Origin of the sequence: Reyranella sp., assembly GCF_044224635.1 — a bacterium.
Lineage (GTDB): Bacteria > Pseudomonadota > Alphaproteobacteria > Reyranellales > Reyranellaceae > Reyranella.
This window is the reverse complement of the sequence record NZ_JBGAKA010000004.1, coordinates 183,214-195,213: the sequence shown is the minus strand read 5'-3', so window position 1 is coordinate 195,213 and position 12,000 is coordinate 183,214. Positions and strand designations below refer to the sequence as shown.

At 68.4% G+C, this 12,000-nt stretch carries 10 protein-coding genes; 5 read left to right on the top strand and 5 right to left on the bottom strand.

Features of this window, described 5'->3' with window-relative positions:
• Positions 1-11: 11 nt before the first annotated feature.
• A complete protein-coding gene (locus ACILR9_RS05960; protein ID WP_395708981.1) occupies positions 12-563 on the bottom strand; it encodes a thermonuclease family protein in 552 nt (183 codons plus the stop codon).
• A gap of 372 nt (positions 564-935) precedes the next feature.
• Here ACILR9_RS05960 and ACILR9_RS05955 point away from each other — a divergent pair, with 372 nt between their 5' ends.
• The 3 genes from ACILR9_RS05955 to ACILR9_RS05945 all read left to right on the top strand — a co-directional run bounded on the left by ACILR9_RS05955 (position 936) and on the right by ACILR9_RS05945 (position 3,940).
• Positions 936-1,799 carry a phytanoyl-CoA dioxygenase family protein gene (locus ACILR9_RS05955; protein WP_395708980.1) on the top strand — a complete coding sequence of 288 codons (864 nt, stop codon included), beginning with the start codon at positions 936-938 and terminating at the stop codon, positions 1,797-1,799.
• 480 nt (positions 1,800-2,279) lie between these two features.
• Positions 2,280-2,600: a hypothetical protein gene (locus ACILR9_RS05950; RefSeq protein WP_395708979.1), complete on the top strand. Its 321-nt coding sequence runs from the start codon at positions 2,280-2,282 to the stop codon at positions 2,598-2,600.
• Between the two features lie 161 nt (positions 2,601-2,761).
• Complete coding sequence (locus tag ACILR9_RS05945) at positions 2,762-3,940, top strand: amidohydrolase family protein (RefSeq protein WP_395708978.1); 1,179 nt, start codon at positions 2,762-2,764, stop codon at positions 3,938-3,940.
• 23 nt (positions 3,941-3,963) lie between these two features.
• Here the strand turns inward: ACILR9_RS05945 and ACILR9_RS05940 are convergent, their stop codons facing one another.
• The 3 genes from ACILR9_RS05940 to ACILR9_RS05930 all read right to left on the bottom strand — a co-directional run bounded on the left by ACILR9_RS05940 (position 3,964) and on the right by ACILR9_RS05930 (position 8,774).
• Positions 3,964-5,166: a CaiB/BaiF CoA transferase family protein gene (locus ACILR9_RS05940; RefSeq protein WP_395708977.1), complete on the bottom strand. Its 1,203-nt coding sequence runs from the start codon at positions 5,164-5,166 to the stop codon at positions 3,964-3,966.
• Between the two features lie 293 nt (positions 5,167-5,459).
• Positions 5,460-7,529: a P-loop ATPase, Sll1717 family gene (locus tag ACILR9_RS05935; RefSeq protein ID WP_395708976.1), complete on the bottom strand. Its 2,070-nt coding sequence runs from the start codon at positions 7,527-7,529 to the stop codon at positions 5,460-5,462.
• A 270-nt stretch (positions 7,530-7,799) separates the two neighbouring features.
• Complete coding sequence (locus tag ACILR9_RS05930; protein WP_395708975.1) at positions 7,800-8,774, bottom strand: Bug family tripartite tricarboxylate transporter substrate binding protein; 975 nt, start codon at positions 8,772-8,774, stop codon at positions 7,800-7,802.
• A gap of 206 nt (positions 8,775-8,980) precedes the next feature.
• Between ACILR9_RS05930 and ACILR9_RS05925 the strand changes: the two genes are divergently transcribed.
• Positions 8,981-9,502, top strand: coding sequence for a PPC domain-containing DNA-binding protein (locus ACILR9_RS05925; RefSeq protein WP_395708974.1), 522 nt, complete (start codon positions 8,981-8,983; stop codon positions 9,500-9,502).
• A gap of 294 nt (positions 9,503-9,796) precedes the next feature.
• Here the strand turns inward: ACILR9_RS05925 and ACILR9_RS05920 are convergent, their stop codons facing one another.
• Positions 9,797-10,549 (bottom strand): DUF899 domain-containing protein, encoded by a 753-nt coding sequence (locus ACILR9_RS05920; RefSeq protein ID WP_395709048.1) that lies wholly within the window; start codon positions 10,547-10,549, stop codon positions 9,797-9,799.
• A 118-nt stretch (positions 10,550-10,667) separates the two neighbouring features.
• Between ACILR9_RS05920 and ACILR9_RS05915 the strand changes: the two genes are divergently transcribed.
• Positions 10,668-11,888, top strand: coding sequence for a helix-turn-helix domain-containing protein (locus ACILR9_RS05915; protein ID WP_395708973.1), 1,221 nt, complete (start codon positions 10,668-10,670; stop codon positions 11,886-11,888).
• Positions 11,889-12,000 lie beyond the last annotated feature (112 nt).

Below are 12,000 nucleotides of genomic sequence, written 5' to 3'. Positions count from 1 at the left end.
CGGACTACGATCTACTTCGCGCCCAGCCAGGTCGGCCACAGGCCACGCTTGTTCTTGCGGGCCTCGAACTCGGCGGTGCTGTAGCGTTGGCTGGCCTTGGGTTCCCACGGCAGGGTTTCGTCGAGGCGGGCGCCGTAGGCCATGCCGGCGGCGATCATCGCGCCGCCGATATCGATCGGGTTGACGCCGTCATGCAGGGTGCAGTGCGCCACGACTTGGCACTCGCGGTCGAACTTCAGGATCCGGCAAATGATTTTGTGATCCGCCGCCGACAGCAGATCCTCGAGTGTGGCGCGGGCGCGCATGCCGGGGACGCTCTCGGTTCTGGATGGATCGAGCAGCTTGGGTGCCTGGATACCCCAGACGCGGATCAGCGGCTTGAGGCCGACGCCGGCCAGCGTATCGCCGTCGACCGCATAGGCGACGCCCGACCATTCCTTCGGCAGCGTACCCTGCGCGGCGCATTCCTGCGCAGGTTGCTCGGTTGGCGGGCGGCGCTGGGCGTGTGCGGCGGCGGCGAGAAGAAGGGAGGCGGCTACCGCCATGGCGAGCAGCGCTTTCATGGCCGCAGCCATACACCACGATTGCGGCCGCTGCGGGGCGGGCGGAGGGGGACGGGGGCACGGTGGGGTGGCCACGCACCCTTCTCGTCATCCTGAGCGTCGCGAAGGATCTCATCGTCAGAAGTTCACACGCACACTTGCGGCTGACGGCCGTGAGGTCCTTCGCCTACGACGCTTGTTTCGCAAGCGTCGGGCCCAGGACGACTGGAGAGTGGTCTTTCGCAGCGCTCGGCTGAGGCTTCGCGCCGGCCGCCGGTCGCTCTGCGGATCGCAAGCCTGTACCGGCGCGGCGGTGGCGATATGCTCGATGCGTCTGCTGCCTGCGTGACGGCGGACCACGGCGACCGCAATGTCCCGGACAGGGAGGATCGAATGCTGGCCAACACGTCGAGAGTTCTGACCGAGGAGCAGCGCGAGCAGTGGGCCGTCGACGGCTACCTGCATCTCGAAGGTGCGCTCACGCCGGCCGAGGTCGACTTCTTCTCGGTGCAGATCGATCGCGTGCGGATGCTGCCCGGCTACGAGCCCGCGCCGGGCAAGCTGCCGCGCGGCCACTATGCCTGGGTCGATCACGCCGACCCGAACCCGGCCGCCTTCATGGATCGCCGCGATCTCCTGACCTATCACCAGGCGTTCATCGACCTGATCGACCGGCCGCGGGTATTCGACCTGATCCTCGACCTGATGGGCCCCTACATCCAGTTCTCGATGAGCCAGGCGATCGTGCGCGCCTCGACCGAGACGTTTCCCGGCTACACCCACACCGACGGCGGCGAGGGCCAGCGCGGCATCCGCGTCAGCGAGACCAGCCGGCCGCTGGCCGTGAAGGTGATGTACCTGCTGACCGACGTCACCGAGCCGACCAGCGGCAACTTCACGGTCTTTCCCGGCAGCCATCTGCGGCCGTTTCCCGAGCGCGCCGAGCGTATCCCCAATCCGCAGATGCCCGGCGCCGTGCCGCTGCTCGGCAAGGCCGGCGACGCCTACGTCTTCCCGCACGCGATCTGGCACGGTCCGTCGCCCAACCGCTCCGGCAAGGCGCGCAAGACCATCCTCTACAATTACTGCCAGATGTTCATGCGGGCATACGATTTCGGGACGCCCTACGCCTCGCTGTTCGAGCGCTGCACGCCGCGCCAACGCCGCCTGCTCGGCGATCTCGGACACGACTTCCGTCCCGGCGACTTCTTCTACGCGCCGGAGGATCAGGCTGCGCTGATGTCCGGCTCCGCCTGAGGGCTCCTCTTGTCATCCTGAGCGTAGCGACGGATCTCGTCGCCAGGAGTTTCAGAGCACACTGGCGCAAATGGCGGTCAGGTCCTTTGCCAGTCGCGCTTGCGGCGCCAAGCGCCTGGCTCGGGACGACTGCGCGCGCCCTTGGTCGGCTGACGCCGGGTGCGTGCGAGACGGGAGGAGTCAGTGCGCGATCCTTCCGATTGTCCAGGACAAGGGCACCAGGATGAGACTATCGCCGTCCTGCCAGGCTGGTCCAGGCAGCGAGGTTCTGCTTGGCGGCCTCAGGCGTCGTCAGAGTCAGCAGGTTGAACGCCGCGAAGGCGAGCAACACGATGATGATCCGCATAGAGCTTCTCTCCCGGTGGAGATGTCAGCTAGCACGAAAATCGCGCGAGGCGGACCGCGGAGACGCCGCAAGCGCCCGAGACGGAATTCGGCCGCACTCCGCGTGTTCGATAGTTTCCTGTCGGGAGGCTCGTCATGAGGTCTGTCGTTGCCGCCGCAAGCTTGGCGTCGTCGGTGTTGGCGCTCGCTGTCGCCGGCCTCGTGGCTGCCTTTCAGCCGGCGGCGGCGCAATCACCGACCTGCGGAGAGAGCCCGCGGGACTGGTGCCCGGCGCCCGCCGGCGATCCCTGCGGGCGCCATCGCACCGTGGCGGCGTGCCGTGCCGATCCGGCTTGCTACGGCATGCCGTACCGCGGTGAATCGGTGGTTGCGTGCATCCTCGACGAGCGTGGGTTCGGCACGAACTGCCCGACCGTCGGCTGCACGAGCACGCCGCCGCCAAAGCCACGCCGATGACCGGGTCACCGGCAGGAGGGGTGCACCTTGCAGGACCTTGGCGCTGCCGAGCGTGCCCGCCAGGGACCAACCGGAAGACACACGCGGCAAAAATCGGCATCATTGCCGGATAGCCTCTCGACTGTGACCCTATGCGCACTCTTCTCAAGAACGCGACGCTCGTGGACTGCGTCCAACCCAGAGCCGTCGACCGGGCCGCGGTGCTGATCGAAGACGGCCGCATCCGCGAGATCCGTACCGGCGGCAGTATTCCCGAATCAGGTGATGCCGTCGCCATCGACCTCGAGGGCGCCTGCCTGATGCCGGGCCTGTGGGACGTCCACATCCATCCCGACTACTATGCGGTCGACGATATGCCGCTGGCCGACCAGGTCACGCTGTTCGGCTATCGGCTGAGGGCGGCGCTCACCGAGTCGGGCATTGTCGGGCTGCGCTGCGCCGGCTCGCACAGTTACATGGGCGTCGCCTGGAAGCGCGCCTTCGAGTCGGGCCAGCATGTCGGGCCGCGCCTGTTCGCTGCGGGTCACTTCCTCACGACCACGGGCGGCCACTTCCTGACGTCGGGTCATGCGCTCGAGTGCGACGGGCCCTTCGGCTTCGTCAAGGCGATCCGCGAGCAGATCAAGAACGGCGTCGACCACATCAAGCTCAACCTGTCGGGCGGTATCATGGGACCGGCCTGGGACCGCCATCAGAACTCGTTCCTGCTGCACGAGGAGCTGAAGGCGGCCTTCGAGATCTGCCATCTGCGCGAGTTCAAGGTGATGGCCCACGCGACCAATCCCGAGGCGGTGAAGCATGCGATCCGGCTCGGCGCGCACAGTGTCGAGCACGGCTACATCATGGACGACGAGTGCATCGACCTGTTCCTGAAGCACGATACCTGGTACGTGCCGACGCTCGCGATCAGCCATCTCACGCCGCAGCAGGCCACCAACCATTGGGAGCTGGGCTGGGTCAAGCAGCGCAACCTGGCGCACGATCTGTGCTGCCGCGCCGACGCCGCCGCCGACGTCCATCGGGTCTGGTTCCAGAAGGCGCTCGAGGCCGGCGTCAAGATGGCGCTGGGGTCGGACATCCGGCCGCTCAAGGAAGCGGCGCTGCTCGAGCTCGGGCTATGGGTGCGTGATGGCGCCACGCCGTGGCAGGCGCTCGTCGCGGCCACCCGCAACGGCGCGGCCGTCTGCGGCATGGGCAAGGATCTGGGCACGATCGAGGTCGGCAAGCTCGCCGACCTGATCGTGGTCGACGGCAATCCGCTCGACGACATCCAGAACGTGCGACGGCTTCAATTGGTGTTCAAGGAAGGCGTGATCGTCTCCGACAAGCGCGCACGCTGATCGCTGTCTTCCGCCATCCGTCCTCAAACGGCTTTCTCGCGTCGCAGGTCCAGGAGATCGTGATCCGAGTATCCGAGCTCGCGCAGGATTTCATCCGTATGCGCACCCAGCGCCGGCGACGATCCGGCCGCGGTGCCGCTGTCGCCGACCTTGAACGGCGTGCCGAGCAGCGGCCATTCGCGGTCATCCGCATCGGCAGCCATGACGACCATCCGGTTGGCGAGGACCTGCGCGCCCGTCAGCACGCGATCCAGGCTCTGGATCGGCGCGACCGCGACGCCGTGCTGCTCGAGGAGGGCGCTCCAATGCTCGCCGGGATGCCGCACAAGGTGCGCCTCGAGGAGCCCGACCAGGACCTCGCGATGCTGCAGGCGGCTCGCGTTGGTCGCGAAGCGCGGATCGGCGGCGAGGGCGGGGTCGTTCAGGGCGGTGCACAGGCGCTGCCAGGCGGCATCGTTGGGCGCACCGACCAGGACGTGGCCGTCCTGGCAGCGGAACGCCTGGTAGGGCGCCTGGTTGGCGCCGCCAGATCCCTGCTTGCGCGGCACGATGCCGGCCTGCAGCCAGGCGATGGCGTGGTAGCTCAGCATCGACACCGCCGTCTCGAGCAGCGACGTGCGCACCCACGTGCCCTGGCCGGTCTGCTGGCGGGCATAGAGCGCGGTGACGATCGCGCCGTAGGCGCTGAGACCGGTCGCCATGTCGACGAACGACACGCCGGTGCGCACCGGCGGGCCGTCATCGTAGCCGGTGACCGACATCGGGCCGGCGAAGGCCTGCACCATCAGGTCGTAGCCGGGTTTGTTGCGGAGCGGACCCTCGGCGCCATAGCCCGAGATCGAGCAGAAGATCAGGCGCGGGTTCATCGCCCGCATCCTCTCGTAGCCGAGGCCGAGCCGCTCGGCGGTGTCGGGCAGGAAGCTGTGCAGGAAGACGTCGGCCGACGCCACCAGCTTCTCGAGGATCTCCCGGGCGCGCGGCGCTTTCATGTTGAGCGTCATCGCCCGCTTGCCGCGATTGACGGCCGCGTAGTTGCTGCTGAGGCCGTTCTCCATGAGGGGCGGCCAGCGCCGGTTCTCGTCGCCCTCCGGGCTTTCGATCTTGATGATGTCGGCGCCCATGTCGGCCAGCAGCTGGGCGCAGGACGGGCCGGCCAGCACGCGGCTCGCATCGATGACGCGCAGGCCGTGAAAGGGAACGGTGCGGGATGGTTCGGATACGGCCACGTAACTTTCTCCTATCGGCGGCGACGAACGCGCGGCGCCAAGCGCCAACCTTAGGGCCTGCATCGAAATAAGCGATCCGGAATCGCTGTCATCCCGAGGACAATGCTTGCGAAGCAAGCGTTGTCGGCGAGGCCGCACTAAAGGTCCCCTCGCTGCGCTCGGGATGACACCAATGCTTTTGCCTGCGACTACAATGGTGTCACCCCGAGCGCAGCGAGGGACCTTTGCTTCTTCGTCGTCCCTCGATCGAAGGACCGCAGGATGACAGAAGGACCCGTCCCTGCCGGACCGGGTCAATGGAAATTGACGCGGTAGATCGCGGTCAGGATCGCGGGCTCGCCACCGGCCTTGGAGATGTCGAAGAGGCCGTCCTGCCAGGGCAGGTTCCTGAGGTCCTCCGGACCGAGGCGGACGAAGTCGAACGGCAGGTGATTGCCGCGATCTTCCGAGACATGACGGACGAACTCCTCGGTGACGTATATCCCGACTGGCTCTACATGCGGCTCAAGGCGGGCGGCGTTCTGGAGGGCGATGCCGTAGGGCTCTGCCTGCCGCGGCCCGACCGCGATCTCGACGAAGCCGGCATCGCCGGCAAGGCGCAGCTGCGAGCCGAACTCCGATCGGCCGAGGTCGCGCTGGATGTTCCGCGCCGCCTGGAGAAGCTTTATCGGATTGGCGTCGATCAGCAGCAGCGAATCACCCTGCGAGCGTTCCGCATGCGCCAGCCTGGCGCCGAAGGCCGACACGATGGAATCGAATACCGCGGCGAAGGCCTTGGTGCGCAGCCCGTCCCGCATGGTCTCCGAATGACCCCTGACGTCGCCTTTCAGCACGTAGTGGATCACGCGTTCTCGCAGCCAGCGGCGGCCGCGGCCGATGACGTTGCGGTCGTTGAGGTTCTCGAAATACTGCGGGTTGCGCTCGGCGACCAGGTCGTCCAGCGCGGGATGGACGAGATAGACGCGCGCCGGCGGCAGGACCTGGACGTTGTCCAGCGGATGCTCGCCGGGCAGGCGGAATATCTGCATGTCCTCGCCCGATTCGGCGTCGCGGCCGACATAGCCCAGCAGCCCCAGCTTGAAGAGGGCGCAGAACGGATGGTGAGTGTGTGGTGCCACCTCGCTGAACGTTTCCATCCAAACGGCGGCGTAGGCCTCGGAGATGCGCTTGAGGTCGTCGGGCGCGAGCACGTTGCGGTCGATCAGCCGCAGCAGCATGTCGGCGTCGAAACCGTCGAGGTGCGGCGCCATCTCGGCGAAGTAGGCGGTGGCGATGGTCTTGGCTTCGGCGCGCACCGCCTCGCGGACGCGGCGCTCGCTGCGATGGGCCGGCGGCATGCTGGCGATGGCCTTGCCGATCGACACCACGTCGCGCGGACGGCCGAGCGTGTGGCGCAGCCAGAAGCCCAGGACCTCCTCCTCGTCGCCGGTCGTCGGATGGGTGACGCGCTTCAGCGGCCCGAAGAACGCCGTCACCGCATCGTTGGAGCGCGGATCGGCCAGGTCCTCGGCATCGGAATGGGCGATGTTCTTGTGGACGATCTCCAGCAGGTCGCTGTCGGTGTAGCTCACGATCAGCGACTTGCTGCGCAGCTGCTGGCCGAAATAGGTGTCGCCGATGATCCCCTGAAGCACCTCCTTGCGGATCGAGACGTAGATCTTGACGTGCGTGTTGATGTGGCTGAGCTCGCGGGCCGCCGCGGCGATGCCGTATTGCGCCAAGTGCCAGAAGCTGCGCTTGACGCGGCCGCCCACGGGGCGCTCGCGCCCGGCATTCATCTCGCGCAGGATGCCTTCGTAATACTCGTCGATGTTGTCGACGAAGATGGCCGTCGATTCGTGCAGGCGGCGGAAGGCCGGCAGCAGGGCGTCATTGTAGTCGTTGTTGAGCTGGTGATAGGTGTTCACCGGGGCCGACAGGATGTGGTCGAAGATCTCCCAGACCGACACGAGATTGTCGTCCTGCACAACCGCCGCGAGCGCGCGGCTGCTGCGTCCCGGCTGCCAGTGCGTGGCCTTGAGGACGGCGATGGTGAAGGACAGCAGCCACACCGAGCGCCAGTAGCCTTCGCTGTCGCGCAGATCGCCGTAGTCGCTGGTCGGGATGACGCTGGGCAGGCCGCTCGGCTTCTCGACCAGGGCACCGCTCGGCAGGATGTGGGCGTACTTGTCCTGGATCGAGAGCCGTTTTGCCTTGAGGAGCAGCGTCTTGCCGAAGCCCTTGGGCGCGATGACAATCGTGGTGGCCTTGTTCTCCGCCCTCAGGAACGATCGGATCTCCGGATTGGGATGGAGAAGGTTGGACCGGAAATTGAGTATGTCCTCGGCATCCATCTCGCTCGCGTCGATGATCCACGCCTGCATCGATGACACCACCGCTCTTGCTGATTTGCGTTCACTCGGTGACCCTGGCGCCCGGCAGCCCGGACCGGGCGGATCGGCCTGTTGCGGGAAGTTTACGACTTCATTGCCGACTGCGACAGGCCGGCATGACACAAGGAGTCATAGCCGGGAGCGCGCCACTCCGTGGCGCTCATATGATGTGTGATCGACGAGAGGAGCGCCACGGAGTGGCGCGCTCGCGGCGAAGAGGACGATCATCGCGCGCGCAGGCTTGCGCCTGTCGTGCAAATCTTACTCCATCTTGGCGCCGCTCGCCTTGACGACGGGACCCCACTTCTCGCGTTCCTGGCGGACGAAGTCGGTGAACTCGGCGGGCGTCATCGGGCGGATCACGGCGCCCTGCGCCAGCATCGGCTCGGTCGCCTCCTTGGTGCCCAGGACCTCGACGGCGGCGGCGTGGATGCGATCGAGAATCGGCTTGGGAATGCCGGCCGGCGCGGCGAGCCCGTACCAATTGTCGGACAGCACCGTCGGCAGGCCGATCTCGGTCGTGGTCGGCACGTCGGGCAGCAGGGCCGAGCGGGTCTTGCTGGTCGCCGCCAGCGCCTTGATGTTGCCGGACCGGATATGCGGCAGCAGCACCGACACGTCGAGCACCACCAGCTGGACCTGTCCCGCCAGCAGATCCTGGACCGCCGGCGCCGCGCCGCGATAGGGCACATGCACGATGTCGATGCCGGCGGCGCTCCTGAACAGCTCGGCCGCCAGATGGCTGATCCCGCCAGGACCGGACGATCCGTAGTTCACCTTGCCGGGATTGGCCTTGGCGTAGGCGATCAGCTCGGGGACCGAGCTGACCGGCAGGCGCGCCGACGTCGCCACGATCATCTGCACCAGCGCGATCGGCGTCAGCAGGGCCAGGTCCTTGTCCTCGAAGGGCATGTTGGGAACCATGAACGGCGCGATCGCCGACGGACCGGTGGCGTTCATGCCGATCGTGTAGCCGTCGGGCGCCGCCTTGGCGGTCGCAGCGACACCGACGAGGCCGCCCATGCCGCCCTTGTTCTCGACCACGACCTGCTGACCCAGCGTCGCCGACATGCCGCGTGCGAGGATGCGGCCGAACATGTCCGAGGGCCCGCCGGCGGCGAACGGGACGTACAGCGTGATCGGCTTGGCCGGCCACGCCTGGGCGTGCACCTGCAGGCCGCTCGACGCCATGACCGCGGCGCCTCCGGCCGCCTTGAGAATAGCCCTGCGCTTCATCGTTCCTCCTGCCTGACTTTCGCGTTGCCATCCCCTCCGGCCGCCGTTTGCGCGCGGCGGTCGTCCCTCTAGCCGTACCGGCCGGCGCGCTCACCCACCAGCCGTCGCGTCGGCTTCGTGCGCGGCGCTGCCATGCAGATTGTTCAATGCCGCGGAGGCAGGCCAGGGCGGGAACGACTCCGGGCAGGCGCCGTTGCAAGGCGTTCATGGCGCTGTACCGAACTGCAGCCCACACCCCGGAGGCAGGCATGAAGTCGAGACTGCTCCATGAGGACGATGGTCAGCGGACTTTCGCTCTGATCTTCGAAACCGGTGACGAGCTGATGGATCAGCTCGAGCGCTTTGCCGCCCAGGAACGCGTCGCCGGAGCGCAGTTCACGGCCATCGGCGCCTTCCGAGAGGTAACCCTTGGCTACTTCGACTGGGAGACGAAAAAGTACATCGACAGGAGGCTTGCCGAGCAGGTCGAGGTGGCTTCGCTCACCGGCGATATCGCGCTGGGGCCGGACGGCGCACCCGCGATCCATGTCCATTGCGTGCTCGGTCGCCGCGACTACAGCGCGGTGGCCGGTCACCTTCTGGCGGCGACGATCCGGCCCACCCTGGAGCTCGTTCTTGTCGAGTCGCCGGTCCATCTGCGCAAGCGGCATGATCGGCAATCCGGGCTTGCCCTCATCGACCTCGGCGCGTCCGGGACCCGGGTCACGACAAGGGAGCGGGCGGGCTAGCCCTCGCGCACCGGTCGTCGGCTCCCCGAGCAGCCCCGAGGAGCCGGAGCCACGGTGCCGCATGGAAGGCGCTCATCAGCACGTACATCGGCACCATGCCGGCGAGAAGCGATGGTCCCTCAGGGCCGGCCGCGCAGAGCATCTCCCCTGGGCCGGCTCCGAGAGTGGTTGTGAGCAGCGCCATCCCAGCGAAGGTCGGGGCGGCCGCCAGAGACAGCCAGTCGGCCGCACCGCGGCGGCCCCTCTTCGGCGGGCCGCCTCCGACCGTCGTGCCGACCACGTGGCAGCTGAGGCTCATCGGCTGCAGCACCCGCCGGCAGCCTTGGCCGCGGTCGCGGCCGGCGCCGGCGGCGCGTAGCGGTCGTGATGGCGCACCCATTCCATGGTGAAGCGCAAACCGTCCTCGTCGCGGCCCCTGGGCGTGAGATCGAGCAGCCGGTAGGTGTGCATCATCACCTCGACTCCGCGGCCGTAGGTCGAATAGGTGTGGAAGACGGCGCCGGTGTCGTCCTTCCAGAAGGCGCTGACGCCGGGCATCTCCTCGCCCTGGGGCGTGTCGCCGAAATTGTAGTCGGCCGTGCCGCCGGCCATCTCGTCGGCGGTGAAGCTCACATGGAAATCCTTGTTGAAGTCGGTGCCGTGTGCGGACACCCAGGGGAAATGCCAGCCCATGCGCCGGCGGAAGCGCTCGATCTCGTCGAGCGGCGCGCGCGAGACGGCGACGAAGCTGACGCCGCGCTGCGCCAGGTGCACCAGCGTGGCGTCGGTATGGTCGGCCATGTAGGAGCAGCTCTTGCAGCCCTGCTCCCAGCCCGGGGCGAGCATGAAATGCTGCATCAGGAGCTGGCGGCGGCCGTCGAACAGGTCGGCGAGCGTGCGCCGCCCCGCCGCGGTGTCGAAGCTGTAGGTCTTGTCGAGCCTCACCCAGGGCAGCGCCCGGCGCTCGCGCGCGATCTCGTCGCCGAGGCGGGTCAGCTCCTTCTCGCGCGCCATCAGCTTCGTGCGCTCGGCAAGCCATTGCTCCCGGGACACGATGGGATGGTTCATAGTGGCGTTGGTGGTGGTCATGATGTGCTCCTCGATGCTGTCGGAGGGTCGTTGGTCACGCCACGAGGATGGGGCCTGAGGTCGAGCCGGCGGGAGTTACAAGTGTGGCGGGATTTCCGTGGATTCGCTGATCACCGCTGCCGCGCGTGCCCTGGCGGCAGGTGATCCGCTCGGCGCCCTGAACCGGGTTGCCCTGCGCGACGATGCGCCGGCGCTGGCGCTGCGCGGCATCGCCATGGCGCAGCTCGGCGATTTTTTGCGCGCGAAAACGCTGGTGAAACGGGCGGCGCGCGCCTTCGGGCCGCGCGAGGCGGTGGCCCGCGCGCGTTGTGTCGTCGCCGAGGCCGAGATCGCGCTCGCCGCGCGCGAGCTCGGCTGGCCCACCCGGGCGCTCGAGGCGGCACGGGCGACGCTCGAGCAGCACGCCGACCGGCTGAACGCCGCGCACGCCCGCTACCTGCAGGGCCGGCGCCTGGTGCTGCTCGGCGATCTCGACGCCGCCGAGCGCGCGCTCGAGGGGCTCGACCCCACCGCGTTGCCGCCCTCGTCGCAGGCTGCGCATGCCCTGGTGGTTGCCGGCATCGCCATGCGCCGCCTGCGCACGGCGGCGGCGGGCTCGGCGCTCGAGCAGGCCGAACGCGCCGCCCGTCAGGCCGGCATCCCGGCGCTCCTGGCGGAGGTATTGGAGGCGCAGGCGCTGCTCGAGGCGCCGGCGGCGCGCCTGCTGGCGCACGGCGAGGAGCGGCCGCTCCGGCTGCAGGACGTCGAGGCGCTGCAGGGATCGACGGCGCTGGTCGTCGACGCCTGCCGCCACGTCGTGCGCGATGGCGAGGCTGTGGTCTCACTTGCCGGACGGCCGGTGCTGTTCGCGCTCGCCCGGACGCTCGCCGAGGCGTGGCCTGCCGATGCCGACCGCGCCACGCTGCTCGCGCGGGCGTTCGGCGCGCGGCACGCCGACGAGTCGCATCGCGCCCGGCTGCGCGTCGAGATCGGGCGGCTGCGCGCCAAGCTGCGGCCGCTCGCCGGCATCGCGGCGACCGCGCGCGGCTTCACCCTGCGTCCACGCCGGGCGCGCGAGGTCGTGGTGCTGGCGCGGCCGGTCGAGGAGCCGTACGGCGCGGTGCTGGCGTTCCTGGCCGACGGCGAGGCGTGGTCGAGCTCGGCCCTCGCGCTGGCGCTCGGCGCCAGCCAGCGCACCGTGCAACGGGCGCTCGATGCGCTGGCCGTGACCGGCAAGGTGCAGTCGTTCGGCCGCGGCCGGGCGCGCCGCTGGATCACCCCGCCGCTACCGCGATTCACGACGACGTTGTTACTCCCCGCCTCCGTGGCGGACGGCTAGATCATGGTCATCCGGACCGCGGGTGTCCCGCTCCTGGCGCGGCTCGGCGACGCCGAACGCGCCTCATCGAGCTCATGAGCGAGCGCTGCGCTCGCGGTCCAGAAGAGCACGA